This window comes from Strawberry lethal yellows phytoplasma (CPA) str. NZSb11, from assembly GCF_000397185.1.
GTDB lineage: Bacteria > Bacillota_I > Bacilli_A > Acholeplasmatales > Acholeplasmataceae > Phytoplasma > Phytoplasma australiense.
Map to the genome: position 1 here is coordinate 410,114 of NC_021236.1, position 23,569 is coordinate 433,682.

Here is a 23,569-nt window from a genome sequence, read left to right on the forward strand (position 1 = left end):
TTTTAATTTTTTTAATTATTTGTTGCTTGCTTTTCTGACAAAAGTTTTAAAGCAAAAGCTAATTGACGCAAAGGAGACGACATTGCAACTGATAAAAGCGCCAACATTTGTTCTTTAGAAGGTAAAGTCGCTAAGCTATTGATTTCTTGCGGAGAAACAATTTTTTGTTCTACCACTCCTGAAACAATTTTGACAACTTTATTTTGTTTAGCAAAATTATAAATGACTTTGATGGGTTCTAATAATTCTTGTTGACTAATGATTAAAGCTTTTATTCCTTTTAAAAGTGAAACTAAATCTTGGTAATTAGTATTCATAAAAGCTCTTTGCATAATATTTTTGGGATAAACCTTAACTTCACAATCAATTTTTTTTAATTGACGACGAAGTTTCATAAATTCACTTACAGGCAAATTGGAATACTCAAAAACAATAACTGTTTTTGCTTGAGAGATTTTTTCTTGCAAAAAAGAAACTGTTTCTATTTTTTTAGCTAACTGAGGTTTTATCATTGATCTATCCTTTCTTGGAAAATTAAATTTGTAATTATATCATTCAATATTTGATTTTTAGGCAATGGTAATAGGATCAATTTTAATTCCTGGTGACATAGTGGTTGATATAGTAACATTTTTAATGTAGTTTCCTTTAGCCGTGCGAGGCTTGATTCTCATTAATTGCAAATATAAAGTTTTAAGATTTTCTAACAATTTATGTTCTTCAAAGGAAGCTTTTCCAATAATCGCATGAATATTACCGTTTTTATCGAGACGATATTCAATCTTACCATTTTTAATTTCTGAAACAGCTTGACCAACGTTATCAGTAACAGTTCCTGTTTTAGGATTTGGCATTAAACCTTTGGGTCCTAAAAGACGTCCTAATTTACTTAGTTGAGGCATCATTTCAGGAGTAGATACTAAAACATCAAAATCAAACCAATTTTTGGAAATTTTTTCAATTAAATCTTCATCACCAACATAATCAGCTTGGGCTTCTTTTGCAATTTTGGCTTGTTCTCCTTTAGCAATAACTGCCAACTTTAAAGTTTTGCCAGTTCCATGAGGCAAGACAAGAGCGCCTCTTAAATTTTGATCTGCTTTTTTGGGATCTAAATTTAAGTGAAAAGCACATTCCACTGTAGCATCAAATTTAGTTATCTGGCTCTGTTTAGTTAATTTGATTGCTTCCTGAAGAGGATATCTTTTTTTTATATCAAACATTTGACTAACTGCTAAATATTTTTTGCTTCGTTTCATCTTAATAATTCCTTTTTTAATCTTCAATCAAAATACCCATATTACGAGCGGTTCCTGCAATTATTTTACATGCTTGTTCAACAGAATAAGCATTAAGATCTCTTAATTTTAAATTAGCGATTTCTTGAAGTTGTGATTTGCTAATGGTTGCAACTTTAGTTTGTTTAGCGTTTGCAGAACCAGCATCAATTTTGGCTGCTTTTTTTAAAAGATCGCTTGCAGGAGGAGTTTTGGTAACAAAAGTAAAAGTTCTATCTTCATAAACAGAAATAATTACAGGAATAATAAAGCCCATTTGATCCTTTGTTGTCTCATTGAATTGAGAACAAAAAGAAGGAATATTGACCTGAGCTTGTCCTAAAGCAGGGCCTACTGGAGGTGCTGGATTTGCTTTTCCTGCAGGTATTTGCAATTTCACCATTTTAACAACTTTTTTAGCCATAAAAAAACCTTTCTTTATAAAAATAAACGGTAAAATAAATTTTTTTATTATTTTTGCGTTATTTTAATTATTATTAATTAACAAATAATTTAAAATGATTTAATAAAAGAAAATCAAGATATTTCTTTAAAATCACTAAATGAGATTTCAACTGGAACTGTCCTACCAAACAAATCCACTTCTACAATTATTTTTTCTCGGTCATTATCTATAATGGAAACTTTGGCTTGTTGGTTGGCTAAAGAACCAGAAATAATTTCTACTTTTTTACCAATTAAATGGTCATAATTTGGTTTACTCATGATGCCCATTTTAAACAAAACCGGATTAATTTCTTTTTCGGATAAAGGAATAGGTTTAGAACTCATCCCGCTAGAACCTAAAAAACCGGTTATCCTTGGAGTATTTTTAACTACAAACCAAGAATGATCAGTAATAATCATCTCAATAAAAACATATCCTGGATATAAATTTCTTTCTTTAGAAGTTTTTTTTCCATCTGCGCGAGTTTCATAATAAGTTTCTCTAGGGGATAAAACATTAGAAATTAATTCTCTAATGCCAAGGCTTTCAACTCTTCTTAGTAAATCTTGTTTAACAGTGTTTTCATAACCTAAATAAGTCTGAGCAATGTACCACCTAAATTGAGGAGCTTCTGTTTGTAATTCTTGAGGTTTTTCTGTTTTTTGATCAATTGTCTTTGCTTTTTCTTTTTTCATATGGATCAACTAAATTTGTAACTTAATAATTTATCTATAATAAACCCAAAAGACCAAATAGATACAACCAAAAAGGAAGTGAAAAAAATTACTTGAAGGGTGTTGAAAAAAGCTTGTCTTAAAGAAGGGAAACTGATTTGATTAATTTGCAAAAAAGCGTCTTTCAAAAAACGAAAAGCATTCACAAAAAGAGCGACCACAATAAAAAATAACAATGAAGCTTGAAAAACCAAATTAATACGAGGGTGACCGGAAAATGGTTGCGTTTCTCTGTTGGGCAAATTTATCAATTCTCCGTATAATCCACAAGACAAAAGAGATATGAAAATTAAAAAAACATTAAAAAAACTATAATTTCTGCGAATAACGCCTAATAATTGATTTGGTTTATTTTCGTTAATTACTTTAATTCCCATAAACTAAAAAACTCCTTTACTTAGTTTCTTGATGCAAAGTATGTTTATTACAATAAGAGCAATATTTTTTCAAATTTAAACGTTGCGAGTGGTTGCAATTTCTAGTTTTAGTATTATAATTACGACTCAAACATAAGACACAAACTAAAATATTTTTCTTCAAAAAAATATCTCCTTTAATAATAAAAAATTAATTTAATGTTTCAAAACATCTTTTTTTATTATATCATAAATTAATGTTTTGAGGCAAAGAAAAGATAAATAATGATTTGTTTTTTTAGTAAAATTAGCAAAAAGAAAATTAAAGTTTAATAAGATAATAAAGTAGCATACATCATCAAAGCAGAAGCCACACTAACATTTAAAGAATTAATTTTCCCTTTCATAGGTATTTTAACCAATAAATCGCATTTTTGTTTTAATAAATAACGTATGCCGTCACCTTCATTGCCAACAATAATCGCCAAAGACTGGTTACAAGGAATTTTAGTTAAGGTTTGCGTGGCATTGCTATCAGTTCCAATAATTAAAACTTGTTGTTTTTGTAATTTTAAAATAGTTTGATGGAGATTTGAAACTAAAAAAACTTTGACATATTCCAAAGCACCGCAAGCAATTTTGGAAACTGTAGCATTTAAAGGAACTTGATGTTTTTTGCTCATAATCACTCCATCAAAACCACAAGCCTCAACTGTTCTTAAAATGGCTCCCAAATTATGAGGATCATGAATAGCATCTAAAATCAAAAAGCGTTGCTTTTTTTCAAACGATAAAAAACTATCTAAATCATAAAATTGATAACTTTCTACTTGAGCAACTACTCCTTGATGGTTTTTTTGCTTGACTAAATCAAATAATTTTTTTTTATCAACCAATTGATAAGGTTGATTAGATAGTTTCAAAAAAGAAATAAAAGAATTGTCTTTAAAATTAGCATCAAGATATAATTGGTAAATTTTTCTTTTAGCTTTAATTGCTTCTTTGATTGTGTTTTTTCCATAAATAAACATCTTAAAACTTCTTTTCTACTTTTTTGACATTTTTAAAATTAAAAAATTTTTGGAAATTAAAAAAATTCTTAACATTCAAAAAACTAATCAAAAAAGATAAAATAACAACCACAAATAATAATAAAATTAAAGAGGGACGCTTAAAAATAGTTGTTGATTTTCTTGCCAATGCAAAATAAAAGAATGAAAAAAATAATAACATAAGGATAAATAAAAGGGATTTTTGCAAATTGAATGGTTTACAAATCGACCATAAAACCACAAACAAAACCAAAGTTGCAACTAAAATGAAACTATCAGCAATTTTTTCTAATGTTTCCATTACATGATCGGAAGAATATAATTTACAATAAATAAATAAATAGCTAAGCATAACTAAAAAGGCGTAAGGAAAGGCTTTTTGAAGATTTTTTTTTAAAAAATCACCTTTAATAATTTGGTAATTTTTTTCAAAAGATAATAAAAGCGAAGGGATTCCAATTGACCAATAATCCATAATAAATTGTAATTTTAAAGGATCGATCGGATAATAACAAGGTTTTTTAAATAGATTCAAAATAATAACATTAAAAGATAACAAAAAAGAAAAAATAGTTTTGGTGAAAAATAATATTGAAACTTTATCAAGGTTATTAATAATTTTTCTGCCTTCAAAAACTACTTGTTTCATGGAGGAAAAATTGGAATCCATTAAAACTAAATTAGAAATATTACGAGTCGCTTGGCTGCCTGATGCCATAGCAATTGAAAGATCGGCTTCTTTTAAGGCTAAAATATCATTGACGCCATCGCCTGTCATAGCAACTTTTTGACCTGCTTTTTTTAAAGTTCTAATCAGAATTTGTTTTTGTTGGGGGGTGGTTCTGCCAAAAATATTATACTTTAAAGCAATTTTTTCAACTTCTTCATCATTTATGTTTTCTAAATTAATTGCTTTATTGGCGTCACTCACTCCCACTCTTTGAGCTATTTGTGAAACCGTTAAATGATTGTCGCCTGAAATAACTTTTATAGCAACTCCGTTTTTTTGAAAAAAAGCAATCGTATCAGCAGCATCTTGTTTAATATTGTCTTCAATTACAATCAAAGCCAAAGGAATGCAATTATTAATTTTTTGTTGGTTTTGGTTGGTATTTTGTTGAGAAATCCAATCATGAGTAGAATTTTTTGCCAACAAAAGAACACGACAACCGGCTTTTACTTGTTTTTCGAAGTCTTTTTGAATAAGAAAAAAGTTGTTTTGAAGAATAAATTCAGGGGCTCCTAAAAAAAAAGTACCTAAAGTCTCAAACTCAACAACGCTATATTTACGAACACTTGAAAAAGGAATGTTTTGTTTGATCGGATAAAAATCTGTATTTTGATCAAAATAACGTTTTAAAGCGTCGTGAGTATGATTGGAATCTGGTTCAGCTTTTAAAAAAGAAGCCATAATTTTTTCAAAAGGGAAATCCTTAGGAAAATAAGGAATAACTGATTTGACATTCATCGTGCCATCGGTAATAGTTCCTGTTTTATCTAGGCATAAAGTATTAATTTGGGCAAGCATTTCGATGCCAAATAAATTTTGAGCGTAAGCTTTTTGTTTGGCTAAATTGATAAAACCAACTGCTAAAGTAATGTTAACTAATAAAAAAAGTCCTAAAGGCAGCATCGATATTGTCATGGCACAAAAACCAAGCAAAAAGCTATTTTTATAATTATCCGCAGTTGAAACAGGATGAAAGCAAAAATAAGCCGAAGCTAGAAAAAGAAAAATTAAACAAATAATAATAGCTTTAATGAACGAAGATAAACCCTTCATCAAAGGGGTTTGAGGTTGTTTATACTTTTTGGCAGCTTGGGAAATTTTTTCAATATACATATCAGAACCAACAGCAACAATTTCTGCCACACTTTGACCAGAAACAACATAACTGCCTGAATATAAAAAATCACCCTCTTTTTTCGCTATCAACTGAGTTTCTCCAGTTAAAAGAGCTTCATTAACTTCAATAACACCTGATTTTACTTTGGCATCGGCAGAAATTTGATCACCTGTTTTCAAAACCAAAAAATCACCTAAAACTAAATCAGCAATAGCAACAGTTTCTTTTTGGCCTTCTCTAATTACTTGTGAAGAAGTTTTTAGGAGTAAAGATATTTTATCTAAAGTTTTTTTAGCTCTAATTTCTTGAAAAAGATTAATAAAAATGTTAGTTAAATACACTAATAAAAAAAATAATTGTTTGTATTTGCCAATATAAATAATAACGAGAACAACAATTAAAATTAATAAAGTTAAGGAGTTAAAAAAATTATTAAATAAAATATCCTTAAAACTTCTGGAATTCTTAGAAGAAACAACGTTAGATTGGCCTAAAGCCTTTCTTTTTGCAACCTCTTTATTAGTCAATCCTTTAGTTATATTTAAACTATTCAAATTTTTATCCATACCTCATAGCACCATATTTTTTTAATTTAACTAAAAAAATAAAAAAATTATTATAATCTGTAAATTTATTTTTTTGATATAAGAACGAAATCAATTCGCCCTCTTTCATTGATTTTAACACATTTTACCAAAACTTTGTCACCTATTTTCACCACATCATTTTCTTTTTTCGCTTTAGAAAAACGAATTAATCCTTCAATGCTTGGACTCACTTGGGCAAAAGCTCCCAAAATATTGCCAGCTTTATCATTTAAGAAACGCGAAATATGAGCGTGATAAATACTATTCACTTCCGCGTCTTGAATTAAATTCTTAATAAAAAGAATTGCTTGTTTAACTGTTTCTAAATTAGAATGCATAACAAAAATACGGCCGTCTTGCTCGATATCGATTTTAACGCCATCATGGTTTTCGATGATTTGATTAATGATTTTTCCTGCAGAGCCGATTACATCGCGAATTTTTTCTGGCTTTATTTGAAACATTTGAACTTTGGGAGAGTATTGAGACATTTCTTTACGCGGGGAAGCAATAGTTTTATTCATATGTTCTAGAATATGAAGCCTTCCTTTTTTGGCTTGAAAAAAAGCTTGTTTTAAAATAGCTTGGGAAATGCCTTCAATTTTAAGATCCATTTGCAAAGCTGTAATCCCTTTATCACTACCTGCTATTTTTAAATCCATGTCACCAATATGGTCTTCTAATCCTTGAATATCACTTAAAATAACATATTCGTTAGTTTTGGAATCCATAAACAAACCCATGGCAATTCCTGAAACAGCTCTTTTTAAAGGAACACCTGCAGCCATTAAAGACATAGAAGTGGCACAAACAGTCGCTTGTGAAGATGAACCATTAGATTCTAAAATTTCAGAAACTACTCTAATGGCGTAAGGAAAATCATTTTCTTCAGGTAAAAGTGGCAAAATAGCTTTTTCAGCTAAATTACCATGACCAATTTCTCTTCTACTAGGAGCAGCATAACGACCTATAGAACCTACCGCAAACGGAGGGAAATTATAATGTAACATAAAACGTTTGTTGCTTTCTCCGCTCAAATCATCAATGATTTTGCTTTCTGATAAAGTTCCTAAAGTAACTACGGCCAAACTTTGGGTTTGTCCTCTGGTAAACAAAGCAGATCCGTGGGGTCGAGGTAACAAATCAATTTGTGAATCAAGGTTTCTAACCTCTTCTAAAGTTCTTTTATCAGGTCGTTTTTTGTTTTTGATAATATAATTTCTCATTTCTTGGTTAAATAATTTTTGAAACAAGTTTTCAATTAACAATAAATATTTTTTTTGTTCTTCGACGTCAAAAAAAGTAATTTGGTCAATTGTTTTAACAAAAGCTTTTTGTTGTGCTTTGGCTAGAATTTTTTTTTTGAAAACTTGCAAATCATTTTTTTGATCTTGTTCAAAAACATTCGCAACCAAGGTTCTTGTTTGTTCGCGATATTGTTCGTTAAATTCTTTTTCCAATGACTGCAATTCAGCGTCTAAATCAATTAGTTTTTTAGTTTGACCAACTTTTTTTTGAACATCCTCTTGAAATAAACATAATTTTTTAATGTATTCGTGAGCAAAAACAATGGCTTCTAAAAACATTTCTTCTGAAACCTCGGAAGCATGGGCTTCAATCATAACAACATTTTTTTTGGTTCCTGCTACTAATAAATGTAAAGGGGAATTGGTTAATTGTTGGGCGTTAGGATTAATAACGAATTGATTTTGAATATAGGCAACATAAACGCCTGCAACAGGCTCAAAAAAGGGGATTTCAGAAATAAGAAGCGACAAAGAACTGCCAAGAATAGAAGCAATTTCGCTTTTAAAATCAGGATTTGAACTTAAAACTGTATTAATCACTTGTATTTCTTGTCTAAATTCCTTGGGAAACAACGGTCTTAAAGAACGATCAATTAAACGAGAAGATAAAATTTCATGGTCAGTTGAACGACCTTCTCTTCTCAAAAAACTGCCAGGAATTTTTCCAGCAGCATAAAATTTTTCTTGATAAATCACAGTTAAAGGGAGGAAATCAAAATTATTTTTCTTATTACTAAAAACTGTAGTTGTCAAAACAACTGTATCCTGAAAACGAATTAAAACAGAAGGGTCAACGTTTCTTGCATAAGTTCCTATTTCTACTTGGAAAGAATTTTTTAAATCAGTGGTTTCAAAAACTTGCTTTAACACCTTTAATGCTCCTTTTAATGGGTTTTATAATGTATTTGTTGAAAAAAATATATAAAAATAAAAAGCTAGTGTTTGAACCGCTTTCAACAAACTAGCTTATTTGAACTTTTCATGATTTTTAATTTTAAGTGATATTTAATAAAAAAAGTCAATTTAAAATTATGTTTAATAAAAATAGAAGCGTCAATATTTTGAAAATAAACACTAATTTAAAAAATAATTCCAAGACGAAATTAAAAAAAATGGCGCCCACGCTAGGACTCGAACCTAGGACCCTCTGATTAACAGTCAGATGCTCTAACCAACTGAGCTACGTAGGCTTATTAATTTTACAAAAGAAAGGTAAAAGTTCCTCTCTAAATTAGGATTATATCACCAATCCCAACGTTTTAATGTTATTTAAAACATTAAAAAACGATTTTTTAATTTGTTTTAGAAATTGAAATATTAGCTTTAAAATATTTTTGATAGATGATGGAAGTATTTAGAAATAATTCAACATATGAAAAGATGGAAAAATAAACTTACAAGGAATCTTAAAAAATATTAAATTAAATATTACAATAAAAAAGAATAACAAAATCCATAAAATAAATTTTGCAAACATAAAAAAAAATAATAAGTAATAAGTGGTCTTTTTATAATAAAATAAAACCATTCAAAAAAAACTATTCAAAAAATTAAATAAGTTTTAAAAAATAAGTTTTAAAATTTGTTCAATAATTAAAAATTTTAAAATTCCTGCAGCACTAATAAAGGCTACCATTTTAATTTAACTTATTTTTAAAACAAATTAAAAAATATAAAAAGGTTCGCTAAAATAATTAATCCTCTTTATTTATTTAAGCAATTCTTGGCACTCCCTATCTTCGCTCGTAAAAACTATTGTCAGTACTAAGGACTTAACTGCTGTGTTCGGGATGGTAACAGGTGTTTCCCCTTAGTTTTATGCACCAAGAATCTTTCAAAACTAGATAAACTCAGTTAAAAAAATCAAAGTCAATGGATCTATTAGTACTAGTCAGCTAAAAAGGTCACCCTTCTTACACCTCTAGCCTATCAACCTGATCGTCTTTCAGGGATCTCATAGGGAAATCTCATCTTAAGGGAGGCTTCACACTTAGATGCTTTCAGTGTTTATCCTTTCTATACATAGCTACTCAGCTGTGGCTCTGGCGAACCAACTGAAACACCAGCGGTATATCCATCCCGGTCTTCTCATACTAGGGACAGTTCCTTTCAAATTTCCAACGCCCACGACGGATAGAGACCGAACTGTCTCACGACGTTCTGAACCCAGCTCGCGTTCCACTTTAATGGGCGAACAGCCCAACCCTTGGAACCTTCTCCAGCTCCAGGATGTGATGAGCCGACATCGAGGTGCCAAACCGCTTCGTCGCTGTGAACGCTTGGAAGCGATAAGCCTGTTATCCCCAGGGTAGCTTTTATCCGTTGAGTCACGGCCCTTCCATTCGGTACCGTAAGATCACTAAGTCCGACTTTCGTCCCTGTTCGACTTGTAGGTCTCACAGTCAAGCTCCCTTATGCCTTTATGCTCTTCAAATGATTTCCAACCATTTTGAGGGAACCTTCGAACGCCTCCGTTACTCTTTAGGAGGCGACCGCCCCAGTCAAACTGCCCACCAAACACTGTCCCTTGCGATCCACTTGCAGAGGTTAGAAACTAAAAATAACAAGGGTGGTATCCCAAGGTTGACTCCTAAAAAACTAGCGTCTTTTAATCACAGTCTCCCACCTATCCTGTACATCTTATTTCCAATTTCAATATTAAGTTGCAGTAAAGCTCCATGGGGTCTTTTCGTCCTGTCGCGGGTAACCGGCATTTTCACCGGTAATTTGATTTCACCGAGGCTCTTGTTGAGACAGCGCCCAAATCGTTATGCCTTTCGTGCGGGTCGGAATTTACCCGACAAGGAATTTCGCTACCTTAGGACCGTTATAGTTACGGCCGCCGTTTACTGGGACTTCAATTCAATGCTTCGTTGCCTGACATCTCCTTTTAATCTTCCAGCACCGGGCAGGCATCAGCCCCTATACATCACCTTACGGTTTAGCAGAGACCTATGTTTTTGATAAACAGTCGCTTGGGCCTATTCTCTGCGGCTTTTAGTATTAATAAAAGCTCTCCTTATCCCGAAGTTACGGAGTAATTTTGCCGAGTTCCTTAACAAGAGTTCGCTCGCGCGTCTTAGTATACTCTACCTTCCCACCTGTGTCGGTTTACGGTACGGGTAGTTAATCAATTAACCCTAGAAGCTTTTCTTGAAAGTATGACATCAATCACTTTACTTTCAAACCTTGTCTTTTGGAATGAGAAAACGGATTTGCCTGTCTTCTCAGACTTAGTTTTTCTACCCCAATCCAATAAGGGGCGTGTTTAGCCTGCTTTGTCCCTCCATCAGTTGATTAACTAGTACAGGAATTTCAGCCTGTTTGCCATCGGCTACGGATTTCTCCCTCACCTTAGGACCCGACTAACCCAGGGAGGACGAATCTGGCCCTGGAAACCTTGGGTTTTTGACGGATAGGATTCTCACCTATCTTTTCGTTACTTACACCGGCATTCTCACTTCTGACCTCTCCACCACTGCTTCCGCTATGGCTTCACTGATGTCAGAACGCTTCCCCTACCATTCAAATAACTAAAAAGTTATTTCAATCCGTAGCTTCGGTATGATGTTTTAGCCCCGATACATTTTCGGCGCAGAGTCATTCGACTAGTGAGCTATTACGCACTCTTTAAAGGATGGCTGCTTCTAAGCCAACCTCCTAGTTGTTTAAACGTCTTCACTTCCTTTGCCACTTAACATCAATTTGGGGACCTTAGCTGACGGTCTGGGCTCTTTCCCTTTTGACCATGGACCTTATCACCCACAGTCTGACTGCTGATTTTATTTGGTAACATTCGGAGTTTGATTGAGTTCGGTACCCCGAGGTGGAGCCCTTGCCCATTCAGTGCTCTACCTTCACCAAATAACCAAATCAACGCTAGCCCTAAAGCTATTTCGGGGAGAACCAGCTATCTCTGGGTTCGATTGGAATTTCACCCCTAGCCACAAGTCATCCAAACACTTTTCAACGTGTCCTGGTTCGGTCCTCCATTTAGTTTTACCTAAATTTCAACCTGCTCATGGCTAGCTCACACCAGTTTCGGGTCTATGACATGCAACTGAAACGCCCTATTAAGACTCGCTTTCGCTACGGCTCCGTTCCTTCAAACTTAACCTTGCTCCATATCATAACTCGCCGGTTCATTCTGCAAAAGGCAAGCCATCACACATTAACGTGCTTTGACTAATTGTAGGCACACAGTTTCAGGATCTATTTCACTCCCCTTTCGGGGTTCTTTTCACCTTTCCCTCACGGTACTAGTTCACTATCGGTCACTAAGTAGTATTTAGCCTTAGGAGATGGTCCTCCCATCTTCCGACAAGATTTCTCGTGTCTCGCCGTACTTGTTGATACCCTAGGTTTTTGCTTACGTTTACGGGACTGTCACCTTCTTTGGTACTTCTTTCCAAAAGCTTCTACTTGACAAAAACTTGTTAACTAGTGGTGGTATCAGGCTTTTCCGGGTTCGCTCGTCACTACTACCAGAATCGTTATTACTTTCTTTTCCTGCAGTTACTTAGATATTTCAGTTCACTGCGTTTCCTTCCTCTTACGAGGATGATGCATCTTCAATGCAACGGGTTGTCCCATTCGGAAATCCACGGATCTCCACTTATTTACAGTTCCCCGTGGCGTATCGCCGTTAATTGCGTCCTTCATCGGCTCTTAGTGCCAAGGCATCCACTGTGCGCCCTTAGTTCCTTTGATTTTTTTAACCTTTGTTGTTTATCTACTTTTCAAAGAGCTTTTTTTAAGATGTGACCTATTTTATTTGGTGGGCCTAAATGGACTTGAACCACCGACCTCACGCTTATCAGGCGTGTGCTCTAACCAACTGAGCTATAGGCCCTTAATCTTAAAAAACGAAAAACTTTTTTAAGTCTCTCAAAACTGAAGATGATAACTTTTTTTCCTTAGAAAGGAGGTGATCCATCCCCACCTTCCGGTAGGGATACCTTGTTACGACTTAACCCCAATTATCAACCCTACCTTAGACGGCTCCCTCTTCTTGCGAAGTTAGGCCACCGGCTTTGGGTATTGCCAACTTTCGTGGTTTGACGGGCGGTGTGTACAAACCCCGAGAACGTATTCACCGCGACATGATGATTCACGATTACTAGCGATTCCAACTTCATGAAGTCGAGTTGCAGACTTCAATCCGAACTGAGACTGCTTTTTTGAGATTCGCCAAAAGCTTACGCTTTAGCTGCCCTTTGTAACAGCCATTGTATCACGTTTGTAGCCCAGGTCATAAGGGGCATGATGATTTGACGTCGTCCCCACCTTCCTCCAATTTATCACTGGCAGTCTTGCTAAAGTCCCCAACTTAATGATGGCAATTAACAACAAGGGTTGCGCTCGTTGCGGGACTTAACCCAACATCTCACGACACGAGCTGACGACAACCATGCACCACCTGTGCTTCTGATAACCTCCACGATATTTCTACCGCTTTGCAAAAGCATGTCAAGACCTGGTGAGGTTTTTCGGGTACCTTCGAATTAAACAACATGATCCACCGCTTGTGCGGAGTCCCGTCAATTCCTTTAAGTTTCATACTTGCGTACGTACTACTCAGGCGGAGTACTTAATGTGTTAACTTCAACACTAGTTTTACCCAATGTTTAGTACTCATCGTTTAGGGCGTGGACTACCAGGGTATCTAATCCTGTTTGCTCCCCACGCTTTCGTGCCTCAGCGTCAGTTAAGACCTAGCAAGCCGCCTTCGCTTCTGGTGTTCCTCCATATATTTACGCATTTTACCACTACACATGGAATTCCACTTGCCTCTATCCAACTCTAGCTAAACAGTTTTTATAGCATCACAACGTTAAGCATTGCACTTAGACCATAAACTTATTTAACCGCCTACGCACCCTTTACGCCCAATAATTCCGGATAACGCTTGCCCCCTATGTATTACCGCGGCTGCTGGCACATAGTTAGCCGGGGCTTATTCATTAGGTACCGTCATAATGGTTTTTCCACCATCTTTTCTTCCCTAATAAAAGAACTTTACGTACCGAAATACTTCATCGTTCACGCGGCGTTGCTCGGTCAGAGTTTCCTCCATTGCCGAAAATTCCTTACTGCTGCCTCCCGTAGGAGTTTGGGCCGTGTCTCAGTCCCAATGTGGCCGTTCAACCTCTCAGTCCGGCTACACATCATAGTCTTGGTAGGCCTTTACCCCACCAACTAACTAATGTGACGCAAGCTCTTCCCTAAGCATACCTCTTGCGAGGTCTTTTAAAGATAAAAAGATGCCTTCTTATCTCCTATCCAGTCTTAGCAGTCGTTTCCAACTGTTATCCTCGTCTTAGGGGCAGATTGCTTACGCGTTACTCACCCGTTCGCCACTAAAGTTTAATTGCTTAAACTTCCGTTCGACTTGCATGTATTAGGCACGCCGCCAGCGTTAATCCTGAGCCAGGATCAAACTCTTCGTTTTTTTGACTTTTTAAACAGACTAGTTAAACTAATTTGTTTAAAAAAATTAATGAATTTAAAAAAATAATTTTTCAGTATCATCTTCAGTTTTCAAAGATTAAAATAGTTTTAATGGTGAAGGGAGGTGGATTCGAACCACCGTACCTTACGGAACAGTTTTACAGACTGCTGCGTTTAGCCACTTCGCTATCCCTCCAAAATTAAAAATACAATTTAATTTACCTAAAATATTATAGCACAATTAAAAAGAAAAAAACACTTTTTTTTAAAAAAAATAAAAAAAATATAATAGACAATAAAAAAAGATTTATTGTCTATTCATTAAAGGGATTTATTTTTCAATAAGAAATATTTTTTTTCCATGTTTTTTCTTGTAATTAAGGTTTGAAAAATAGTATAAGTATTACCAACAATCCAATATAAAGACAAGATAGGGTTAGAACAAGAAAACAAAACCATCATCAAAATCATAAACCAACTCATAATTTTCATTGTTTTTTCGGATTGTTTCGCTTTTTCTTTTTGTTCTAAAGTTAAATGATGAGTAGGTTTTTTTAAATAATCGGGTTTTTTAAAACTAACTTTATTTAAAAAAAACATAGTCAATCCAACTAAAAAAGATAATAAAGAAACAACAAACCAATGATTGGGTTGATTGAATTTAATAAAACCTAAAAAAGGTTTTTCAATTAATTTATCAGTTTCAAAAATACCTCCAGGAACAATAAAACGTCCAAGAGTTTGATTAATAGAAATAAATAAAGGAAGTTGTAAAAAAGAAACTAAAAAACCCCAAAAACTAAAATTATTTTTACGATAAACTTTCAAAATTTCTAACTGCATTTTCTGAGCAGAAGCGGGGTCTGATTGCAAAGCGTATTTTTGTTTTACTTTTTCAATTTCAGGTTGGATTAAATTCATATTCATAGTAAAAGTAGTGGTTTTGGTATAAATAGGCCAAGTAAGAGTTCGAAATAAAATTGTAGTTAAAATAATTCCTAAGCCTAAAGAAGCGAAAGGATAGGAAAAGAAATATAAAAAAGAGCCAACGGAAACAATTAAAACATTCCACAAATATCCAAAAGCACTCCATTCAAGGTATTGAGGAAATTGAATGGGTAAAGAAACATTAGTAACGAAAAAAATGATTTCTTCGTTTTTTCCCTCTTGTAATGTGAATTTTGATTTTAATTCTAACGGCTTATCAGAAGAAATTTGTTTTAGTTTTGCTTCGGATCCTTTAGTGTCTTCCAAATTGTGAAATATATTTGTTAAAGTGTGATTGGTTCCCTCTTTAAAATCCAAAAGATCTCTTAATTTTTCGAATTTTTTATCTTTTATATATCGAATGTTAGTGCCAGCAGGAACAGTTAATAATTTTTTGATAATTTCAACTTTGTCTTTGGATTCTGGATTACCTTTAAAAGCAAAAGGTAATTGTTTGGGATCTTTATTTTCTGGTTCTGAAACATTAATGTTAAACTTTTTTCTGCCGATGAAAAAACGCTTTTCTTTTTCTTGGGAATCCTTCCACTTATCATAATTGGTTTTTGTATCTATTTTGATGTCTTGATGTTTATCATTAAGAGTATAAACAAAAAAAATGTCATTCTCAATTTTTACTTTTTGCAAAATGTTGATCTTCATTTTTACAGAAGGCCAAAAAAACAATAAAAATAAAGTTAAAGAAAGAAAAAGGGGAAAAAATAAATTTTTTTTAAAAGAAATATTTTTCATACTTATTTTTAGTCAATCCTTTTATTTTAGTTATTTGAAAGTAATAAATTAATTTTGGAAGCAAATTTAGCAAATGTAGTTTTTAATTGTTGAAAAGTTAAATTTTTCGCTGGCGGTTTGATGACAATGACAAAAAAAAATGCAGGGTTAAGGTTGGAAGAGTAATTTCTAATAATTGCTCTTAAACGTCTTTTGATTAAGTTTCTTTCGTGAGCTTTACCGTACTTTTTACCAACACTTAAAGCAAATTTAAAATAAGTATTAACATTTTGTTTTGAATAATAAATTATAAAAGAAGAATTGCCACATCTTTTTTTTGAACGGAAAACAGCTGTAATTTCGCTTTCTTTTTTAAGAATATATTTTCTTTTCATTTTCTTAATGTTCCTAAAATAGCAATTTGTAAACTAAAAAAAAATAGTTTATTCCGAAAAACCAAGAAATAATAATTAAGTTTTTAAGTTTAAATTATGTTTAAGTTATTGTAAAATAAAGAAAAAAGGAAGATAAATAGCTTTGTAATTAAAGAGCTAATTGGGCTCTTCCTTTAGCTCTTCTGCGAGCAAGAACTTTGCAACCTCCAACAGTTGCCATTCTAGCTCTAAAGCCATGGGTTCTTTTTCTTTTAATTTTGCTAGGTTGATACGTTCTTTTCATAAAAAATCTCTTTCTATTTATTTAATGCAGTTTTTTTTAGAATAGTTAAAGCTTAAAAAAAAAATAAGATAAAATGTTTAAAAAATAAAAACAAGATAAAAAAATTTTAATAAGATTTAGCAAATAAAACTGTTTGAATAGCTTTTTTGTCGGTAACAGGACAATTAGGAGTGATTAAAGGAGTCTCTAAAATAACTCTTGCGGTTGCTCCGGTTTCTTCTTTGATTTTTATTTCAGCATCCATACCTGAAATACTCATCGCCACATAACCTTTTTTTTGCAGATGATCTTTAAATTCTTGATAAGTGCTTGCTTGTCTTCGGTTGGCCTCTAAATGGTTTTGGGCTTTTTGATACATTTTATCATGAATAGTTTTTAATAATTTAGGGATTTCTGCTTTGAAAGTGTTTTTGGAAAAATTATTCTTAGAATTATTATACCTTTGGAAAATAGTTACTTCTCCTTGGGCTAAATCACGCGCGCCAATTTCAATCCTCAAAGGGACTCCTTTAAGTTCGTATTGACTAAATTTCCAACCAGGGGTTTTATTTTGTAAATCCAAATGAACACGATAAGTTGTTTTTAAGTCATCAAAGATTTTTTTAGCTTCTGCTTGAACCAATTCATTTTTAGGTTGTAAAGGGATAATAACAATTTGAATGGGAGCGATATAAGGAGGCAAAATTAAGCCTTCATCATCACTGTGAACCATAATTAAAGCTCCAATTAGTCGTGTTGAAACACCCCAAGAAGTTTGATGAACATATTTATTTTGATGATCTTGATCTTGAAATTGAATTTGAAATGATTGAGCGAAATTAGTGCCTAAATAATGAGAGGTTCCTGCTTGTAAAGCTTGACCATCTTGCATTAAAGCTTCAATAGAATAAGTAATTAAAGCACCGGCAAATTTTTCCTTTTCAGTTTTGCGACCACAAACAAAAGGAAGGGCTAAAAGTTCCTTGCCTAATTTTTCGTAAAGTTGAATCGCAAACAAAGTTTGATCAAGTGCTTCTTTTTCAGTAGCATGAACAGTATGACCTTCTTGCCATAAAAATTCTTTGCCACGTAAAAAAGGTTTGGTTGCTTTTTCCCAACGAACAACGTTGCAAAATTGATTATATAACTTAGGCAAATCACGGTAAGAACTAATAATTTTGGCGTAATATTGCGAAAATAAAACTTCTGAAGTCGGACGGATAACAAGTTTTTCAAATAATTCTTTTTGACCAGTAGAAGTAATCATAGCCGCTTCGGGTGAAAAACCTTGAATATGGTCTTTTTCTTTTTGAAAAAGCTTTTCAGAAAACACTAAAGGAAAATACACATTTTGGTGTCCTGTTTTTTGGAATTCATAATTAAGATATTTTTGAATATTTTCCCACAAGGCATAACCATAAGGCAAATAAATAATAAATCCTTTAACATCTGAATACGCTATTAATTCAGCCTTTAAGCAAATATCTGTATACCATTGACCAAAATCAGATAAGTGTGAAGTGACTTTTTCTACTCGTTTAATTGATTTCATTTTTCTATAACCTTTATATAGTTATTTTGAAGGAAAAAATTATTCCTTGGTGTTATTATCGCTTTTTAAAAGCATGTATCCGATGTGAAATAAAAAAAATAAATAATTAAAAAATTAAATCGCTTAAATAATTTTATTGAAATATTTATTTTTTTAAAAACAAAAAAATTTCAAAAAGTTTTAAAAATAAAATTAATGGCGGAGCAGAAGGGATTCGAACCCTTGCACCGATTTCTCGGACTACGTCCTTAGCAGGGACGCCTCTTATAGCCACTTGAGTACTACTCCTCAATTAGATTAGATAAAAATTGGAAAAATAAAAATCACAAATAACTAATATAAGAAAGGTATAAAAAATAATTAAATAAAAAAATATACCTCAAATAAAAATAGAATATACAGAAAATAAAAATAAATGGAGGCCCTGAACGGATTTGAACCGATGATCAAGCTTTTGCAGAGCCATGCCTTACCACTTGGCTACAGGGCCACAAAAAAAATTAACAAAAAGATTTCATTAAAGCTTCAATTTCTGTAATTTCTTTAGGGATTTTTTGAGATAAATTAATTGCACCATTTTTAGTCACTAAAATATCGTCTTCGATTCTAATGCCGAGATTAAATTTTTGGAAATAAAGACCTGGTTCCACAGTGATAACACTGTTTTCTCCAATAATATCAGAATAATTACAAACGTCATGAACGTCTAGTCCTAAATGATGACATAAACCATGATAACAATAATTATCAATACGGTCGTTTTCTTGCCAAAGAGATAACTCTTTCAAGCCTTCTGCTAAAATATTTTTACCATAGTGATTTAATTGTGCTAAGGTGTGATGCGGTCTTACAAAAGAGATAATTGCTTTATTGGCTTTTAAAACTAAATTATAAATTTGCTTTTGAAAAGGAGTAAAAACGCCACCAATAGGATAACAACGAGTAATATCAGAAGAGTAATGATTATAATTAACTCCCGCATCAAATAACAAAACTTCATTATGATTTAATTGCGCAGAATTGCGAATATAATGTAAAACCAAAGCATTTTTGCCTGAGGCAGCAATAGTATCAAAAGCTTCTTTGGTTTGGTTTTTTTCTAAAAAATAACGGAAAAAAGAAGCTACATCATTTTCATTATTTAAAGGTTTAATTTGAGTCATTAGTTGAGTTAAGGCTTGAGCGTTGATTTCTAAAGCTTTTTTAATTTGGGTTTGTTCATAAAGATTTTTAGATTGACGCAAAGCCAATAAAAAAGGAGAGCTGTTTTTAATTTTTAAAAAAGGATACAAAGACAAAAGTTTTTGACAAAACATTAAAGCTTGATTATTTTCTTGTGTTAAATTACGGGAGCTACTTGATAAATCAAAATAAAAAGCATCAATCGAAGCAGTGGAAAAACTTCTTAAAGGGTTGATGGTTTCTAATAAAAAAGAATTAAAAAGGGTATTTTTTTGAATCTTTTCTTCTTTAAGGCAAGATATTTTAGAAGCTTCAGAAAAACTTAAAAGATCGCCATCCCATAAAGCTTTTTGCGGGTCGCGTTCATCTAAAAATAAAAACACTTGAGAACCGGAAGCAGTTTTTTTAATGAATAAAATTGAATTAGGTTGATTAATTCCTGTTAAATAATAAAAATTATGATCGACTTCAAAAGGGAAAAATTGATCACCACTTTTCACAATCTTTTTACCAGAAAAAAATACAGCAGCTGTGTTTTGTTCCATTTTTTGAATCAAGTTGTCTCTATTTTGTAAAAACATAAAAGCTTATCTCCCTTAAAAAATGATAAAATTAATCATATTAAATCTCAAAAAGAAAAAATTATTTTTTTTCGCGATGCAAAACGTTCGTTCTAGAAAAAGGACAATATTTTTTTAACTCTAAACGACTAGTAGTTTTTTTCTTATTTTTATCAGTATGATAATTTTCTCTTTTGCAATCAGTGCAAACTAGTTTTAATAAATCACGCATTTTTTCCTCCTTAATAAATTTTATATTAAAAATGCAAAATAAAAGTTATAATTTCTTTGTTTTACGGAAAACCATTTTCTTCTTTGACCATAAAAGAAAATACATCATTAAAGAAATGAAACAAAAAAGAATGAAAAATAATTTAAAAACAGGGGCATAACCTTTAAAAACAAAACGATGACTTTTTTTAGGTAATTCTTTTGTAGGATCATCACAGAAAGGGGAGAAAAAAACATAAGGAAATAGTCTAAAAGGATCTCTTTTTACATCATCTTTATTGGTGATAATCGGTTGGTCTAGTTTAAATTCGCTATAATAAGGTATCATTTTTAAATAAGCGATTGAACTGAGTATAACCATATAAAACAAAGCATGAAGATAACCCACCCATATTTTTTTATAAGGAATTGCAAAAGTATTAACAAAAAAATAAAAATACAAATAAGTTAAAGGGATGATGGTATGTTGTAAATGTGAAATAATATATTTAAGTTCCCAATCAAATTTTGTAAAATGTTTAAATTTATCAATAATAATATGATAAATAAAACCTGTCATCAAAATACTAATCAAACACATAAAAATAAGATACTGATACCACTTTTTCTGGCGAACTTTTGTAAAAAACAAAGCATAAATAATTAAAACAAATAAATTACTTTGATAAGTAAAATAAAAATACATTTTTATGAAAGTATTGTGACCAGGAAAATAACCACTTATATTATAATCTAAAATTCCATCCTTAACGAAATGAGGATAATCAGAGGGTGCATTATGACTATTATCAAAATAATGTTTACCTTTATCTGATGATTTATTAAAATCACGAAAGAAACAAAGAATCATTAAAGAAATGCAAAGGAATAGAAAAAGGAAAACAATATCAGGGTTTTTAAAATAATTACAAAAAGCTATTTTTTTTATTTTATTTTTAATAAACATATCGTTTCCTCTTTGTAATCACAAAAACTAAAAAATTAACTATTAAAAACTAAAGGTTTGCGGTGTTGTTTCGATATTATCGGTTTCACAATATTTTGTTCTAAAGCTTGAGGAAAAGGATATTTTTCTTCTCTCATTCTTTTAAATAATAAATAAATAAATCCTCTTTCAAAGTCAATGCGGGTAATAACTGCTATTTCTTTTTCGTTTTCAACTCTCGCTCTTTCCCCGATTAAATAAGTTTTTGGAAAAGTTTTTGCCACAGATAACCTACCTTCTTAAAAAATGAAAATTTACTTATAAAACGTTCAAAAAAAATAAAATAATAAAAAAAACAAACTTTTTTTAGTTTGTTTTTTTTAACAAAAAAGATATTCAAAAACTAATAACTGGTTTTTTTAGGAAACAAAAACATCTTTGAAATTTTTACTAAATTTAAAAACAGGAACTTTTTTAGCTGGAATATCAATAGTTTCGCCAGTTCTTGGGTTTTTTCCTTGGCGAGTAGTTCTTTGTTTAGCTCCGAAAGTGCCAAAACCAGTTAAAGTAAGTTTTTCATTTTCTTCAAATGATTGAACGCTTTCATAAATTGCTGCAACAAAGCTATCTAAAATTTTGGCAGCTTCTTTTTGGCTAACATTATGTTTTTCTGCTAATATTTTCAAAAAGTCTAATGTATTCATTTTTTCTTTCCTTTCTTTTAAATTACGTAATTATTATAACATCAAAAAAAAAAATTGCAAGCAAAAACAAAAAATTATTGCATTTTTTTCTTTTTTTTAACAATCGGACTTAAAAGGTCTCTGCATTAATTCATCAAAAACTAATTCAAAAGGCCTACATTCATAAATCAATTGATAAGCGGCTTTAATAAGCGGCAAATCAAGTTGATGTTTTGATTGCAATTGATAAAAAGCAACAAGACTTTGAAATCCTTCAATCACTTGATCTGATTCAGACATGATTTGTTCATAAGTTTTTCCAGCGCCAATTTTTTGACCGGCTGAAAAGTTTCTGGAATGTGTACTAAAGGCAGTCACGATTAAATCACCTAAACCAGGCAATCCCAAAACTGTTTTAAAATTACCATGATAAAAAGTTACTAAACGAGACATTTCAACGATTCCACGACTTATTAAGGCAGCTTGAGAATTGATTCCAAACCCTTTAGCAACTAAAATACCATTAATTAAAGCCAAAACATTTTTTAAAGCACTACAAACTTCATTACCAACCAAATCAGAAGAGGTATAGATTTTTAAATAGATGGGGTTAGAAAAAATTTTTTGAATTTCGGTGGCAAAAGATAAATGAGAAGAGGCAGCAGTTAAAAGGGTTACTTTTCTTAATATAACTTCTTCAGCGTGAGAAGGACCCATCAAAGAAGCGTAATTTTGCAAAAGAGAAGGAGGGATAATTTGATTCACAATTTGAGAAACGCGGAAAAAAGTTGACGGTTCAATTCCTTTAGAAACGTTAACAAAAGATTTAGGAGTTTTAGATAATAAAGCAATCTGTTGCAAAACTTGTCGCATAGCTTTTGTAGGGACCGCCAAAACTAATAAATCAGAATAAAGCAAGGATATTTCTAAATCAGAAGTTGATTGAATATTTTTTAAAGGAAGGTCAAAAATAGAATGCATGCCTTGATTAATGCGATTAATATAATTTTTGTTAAGATCATAAACTAAAACTTGATGGTTGTTATCGGTCAAAACTTGAGCCAAAGTTGCTCCCCAAGCTCCACCGCCAATTATTGTAATATGCATAATGTTCAAATTCTTTCCAAAAAAAATATTGTATATTTAAAAAAAGAAAAAAATAATTTTTTTAAATTCTTTTTGTATTTCTATAACTTTACTTTTCCGCTTGGAAATTGGTTTTTTTGATATTACTTAAATTGATTTGATTATTTTATAATTTTTTTGTTGGTTTTAAGTATTCATTATTCAAAAATATAATTTTTTTAATTAATTGATGAACAGGGAAGAAGAAGGAAATATTTTTTTAATTTTTTCGATTTTGTATGGATTTGCAAATTTTTGAGGAATAAAGTCGTTTATTAACTTTTTCTGGGATTTAAGTTTATTATTTATAAATGTAATTTTTCACCAATTAAAGGAGTTTATTAGGAAATTTAATTAAGTCTTAAAATGTGAAAATGGTTTTTTTATTTACTTATAAAAAAAATAATTATATAAAAAAACAGTTTAAATAATAATGAAATATGTTTTAATTAAAAATGTTTTTTGTTTCAGGCACGGTTTTTTGCTGTTTGGTATCTGTTTTCAAATTAATACAAATAAAACCACAAACTAAATTGAATTTAATTTAAAGTGAGTTTTAAGTATTTAAATTTGAAATACTTCATTTTGCAAAAATTTTGCAAAAGATAGATAAAACACAGTTTAAAAATAAGCGCCACTAATTATTTTTTAATTATTAATAATAATTTGGCAGTTAGAGCTCAAGAAATAATTAATTTTTTCATAAACATAAACATAAAAGAATAATAAAACAAAGTTTTCAAAAAAGAAAGTTAAAAAGAAAAAATGCAATCCTTAAAAAAATTATTGGCTTAATTGAACCAAAAAAAATTTCAAATTGATAAAAAAACAAAGCATAATTTATTTTTATATCAAAAACTTGAAAAAATTGATTAATTTG

At 31.5% G+C, this 23,569-nt stretch carries 19 protein-coding genes, 5 tRNA genes and 3 rRNA genes; all 27 read right to left on the bottom strand.

Going from position 1 to position 23,569, the window contains the following annotated elements; genetic code table 11:
* Nucleotides 1-11: 11 nt before the first annotated feature.
* The 27 genes from rplJ to SLY_RS02110 all read right to left on the bottom strand — a co-directional run bounded on the left by rplJ (nucleotide 12) and on the right by SLY_RS02110 (nucleotide 22,671).
* Nucleotides 12-512: a 50S ribosomal protein L10 gene (gene rplJ, locus SLY_RS01985; protein ID WP_015637955.1), complete on the bottom strand. Its 501-nt coding sequence runs from the start codon at nucleotides 510-512 to the stop codon at nucleotides 12-14.
* A 57-nt stretch (nucleotides 513-569) separates the two neighbouring features.
* A complete protein-coding gene (rplA, locus tag SLY_RS01990) occupies nucleotides 570-1,259 on the bottom strand; it encodes a 50S ribosomal protein L1 (protein ID WP_041784317.1) in 690 nt (229 codons plus the stop codon).
* Between the two features lie 16 nt (nucleotides 1,260-1,275).
* A complete protein-coding gene (rplK, locus tag SLY_RS01995; RefSeq protein ID WP_012359131.1) occupies nucleotides 1,276-1,701 on the bottom strand; it encodes a 50S ribosomal protein L11 in 426 nt (141 codons plus the stop codon).
* 113 nt (nucleotides 1,702-1,814) lie between these two features.
* Complete coding sequence (nusG, locus tag SLY_RS02000) at nucleotides 1,815-2,429, bottom strand: transcription termination/antitermination protein NusG (protein WP_015637958.1); 615 nt, start codon at nucleotides 2,427-2,429, stop codon at nucleotides 1,815-1,817.
* Nucleotides 2,426-2,836, bottom strand: a complete 411-nt coding sequence (gene secE, locus SLY_RS02005) for a preprotein translocase subunit SecE (protein ID WP_012359133.1) — start codon at nucleotides 2,834-2,836, stop codon at nucleotides 2,426-2,428. Before secE ends, nusG begins: the two co-directional genes overlap by 4 nt.
* Before the next feature lie 16 nt (nucleotides 2,837-2,852).
* Nucleotides 2,853-2,999, bottom strand: a complete 147-nt coding sequence (gene rpmG / locus SLY_RS04960) for a 50S ribosomal protein L33 (RefSeq protein ID WP_081475352.1) — start codon at nucleotides 2,997-2,999, stop codon at nucleotides 2,853-2,855.
* A 145-nt stretch (nucleotides 3,000-3,144) separates the two neighbouring features.
* Nucleotides 3,145-3,846, bottom strand: coding sequence for a 23S rRNA (guanosine(2251)-2'-O)-methyltransferase RlmB (gene rlmB, locus SLY_RS02010; protein ID WP_012359134.1), 702 nt, complete (start codon nucleotides 3,844-3,846; stop codon nucleotides 3,145-3,147).
* A gap of 1 nt (nucleotide 3,847) precedes the next feature.
* Nucleotides 3,848-6,280, bottom strand: coding sequence for an HAD-IC family P-type ATPase (locus tag SLY_RS02015; RefSeq protein ID WP_015637960.1), 2,433 nt, complete (start codon nucleotides 6,278-6,280; stop codon nucleotides 3,848-3,850).
* 65 nt (nucleotides 6,281-6,345) lie between these two features.
* The gene (locus SLY_RS02020) at nucleotides 6,346-8,478 is read right to left on the bottom strand and encodes a polyribonucleotide nucleotidyltransferase (protein WP_015637961.1); all 2,133 of its coding nucleotides are present in this window, start codon (nucleotides 8,476-8,478) and stop codon (nucleotides 6,346-6,348) included.
* Between the two features lie 243 nt (nucleotides 8,479-8,721).
* A tRNA-Asn gene (locus tag SLY_RS02025) sits at nucleotides 8,722-8,798 on the bottom strand.
* A 531-nt stretch (nucleotides 8,799-9,329) separates the two neighbouring features.
* Nucleotides 9,330-9,436, bottom strand: a 5S ribosomal RNA gene (gene rrf / locus SLY_RS02030).
* A gap of 32 nt (nucleotides 9,437-9,468) precedes the next feature.
* Nucleotides 9,469-12,318 (bottom strand): 23S ribosomal RNA (locus SLY_RS02035).
* Nucleotides 12,319-12,383: 65 nt separating this feature from the next.
* A tRNA-Ile gene (locus tag SLY_RS02040) sits at nucleotides 12,384-12,460 on the bottom strand.
* 68 nt (nucleotides 12,461-12,528) lie between these two features.
* A 16S ribosomal RNA gene (locus SLY_RS02045) occupies nucleotides 12,529-14,059 on the bottom strand.
* Together the 16S, 23S and 5S rRNA genes with 2 tRNA genes alongside form the textbook arrangement of a ribosomal RNA operon.
* Before the next feature lie 111 nt (nucleotides 14,060-14,170).
* A tRNA-Tyr gene (locus tag SLY_RS02050) sits at nucleotides 14,171-14,254 on the bottom strand.
* Between the two features lie 125 nt (nucleotides 14,255-14,379).
* Nucleotides 14,380-15,690 (bottom strand): YidC/Oxa1 family membrane protein insertase, encoded by a 1,311-nt coding sequence (locus tag SLY_RS02055; protein WP_235043296.1) that lies wholly within the window; start codon nucleotides 15,688-15,690, stop codon nucleotides 14,380-14,382.
* A 131-nt stretch (nucleotides 15,691-15,821) separates the two neighbouring features.
* A complete protein-coding gene (gene rnpA / locus SLY_RS02060; RefSeq protein ID WP_012359138.1) occupies nucleotides 15,822-16,169 on the bottom strand; it encodes a ribonuclease P protein component in 348 nt (115 codons plus the stop codon).
* 148 nt (nucleotides 16,170-16,317) lie between these two features.
* Complete coding sequence (rpmH, locus tag SLY_RS02065) at nucleotides 16,318-16,452, bottom strand: 50S ribosomal protein L34 (protein ID WP_012359139.1); 135 nt, start codon at nucleotides 16,450-16,452, stop codon at nucleotides 16,318-16,320.
* A gap of 106 nt (nucleotides 16,453-16,558) precedes the next feature.
* Nucleotides 16,559-17,983 carry a proline--tRNA ligase gene (gene proS, locus SLY_RS02070; protein ID WP_015637965.1) on the bottom strand — a complete coding sequence of 475 codons (1,425 nt, stop codon included), beginning with the start codon at nucleotides 17,981-17,983 and terminating at the stop codon, nucleotides 16,559-16,561.
* Between the two features lie 196 nt (nucleotides 17,984-18,179).
* Nucleotides 18,180-18,271 (bottom strand) — tRNA-Ser (locus SLY_RS02075).
* Between the two features lie 128 nt (nucleotides 18,272-18,399).
* Nucleotides 18,400-18,473, bottom strand: a tRNA-Cys gene (locus tag SLY_RS02080).
* Between the two features lie 10 nt (nucleotides 18,474-18,483).
* Nucleotides 18,484-19,746 carry an aminopeptidase P family protein gene (locus SLY_RS02085; RefSeq protein WP_015637967.1) on the bottom strand — a complete coding sequence of 421 codons (1,263 nt, stop codon included), beginning with the start codon at nucleotides 19,744-19,746 and terminating at the stop codon, nucleotides 18,484-18,486.
* A 61-nt stretch (nucleotides 19,747-19,807) separates the two neighbouring features.
* The gene (rpmG, locus tag SLY_RS02090; RefSeq protein WP_012359142.1) at nucleotides 19,808-19,957 is read right to left on the bottom strand and encodes a 50S ribosomal protein L33; all 150 of its coding nucleotides are present in this window, start codon (nucleotides 19,955-19,957) and stop codon (nucleotides 19,808-19,810) included.
* A gap of 45 nt (nucleotides 19,958-20,002) precedes the next feature.
* Entirely contained in the window at nucleotides 20,003-20,902 is a 900-nt protein-coding gene (locus SLY_RS02095) for a hypothetical protein (RefSeq protein WP_015637968.1), read from the bottom strand.
* A gap of 35 nt (nucleotides 20,903-20,937) precedes the next feature.
* Entirely contained in the window at nucleotides 20,938-21,165 is a 228-nt protein-coding gene (locus tag SLY_RS02100) for a hypothetical protein (RefSeq protein ID WP_012359144.1), read from the bottom strand.
* A gap of 135 nt (nucleotides 21,166-21,300) precedes the next feature.
* A complete protein-coding gene (locus SLY_RS02105; protein ID WP_012359145.1) occupies nucleotides 21,301-21,585 on the bottom strand; it encodes an HU family DNA-binding protein in 285 nt (94 codons plus the stop codon).
* A 96-nt stretch (nucleotides 21,586-21,681) separates the two neighbouring features.
* On the bottom strand, nucleotides 21,682-22,671 hold the full coding sequence (locus tag SLY_RS02110; RefSeq protein WP_041784321.1) for an NAD(P)H-dependent glycerol-3-phosphate dehydrogenase: 990 nt from the start codon (nucleotides 22,669-22,671) through the stop codon (nucleotides 21,682-21,684).
* Nucleotides 22,672-23,569 lie beyond the last annotated feature (898 nt).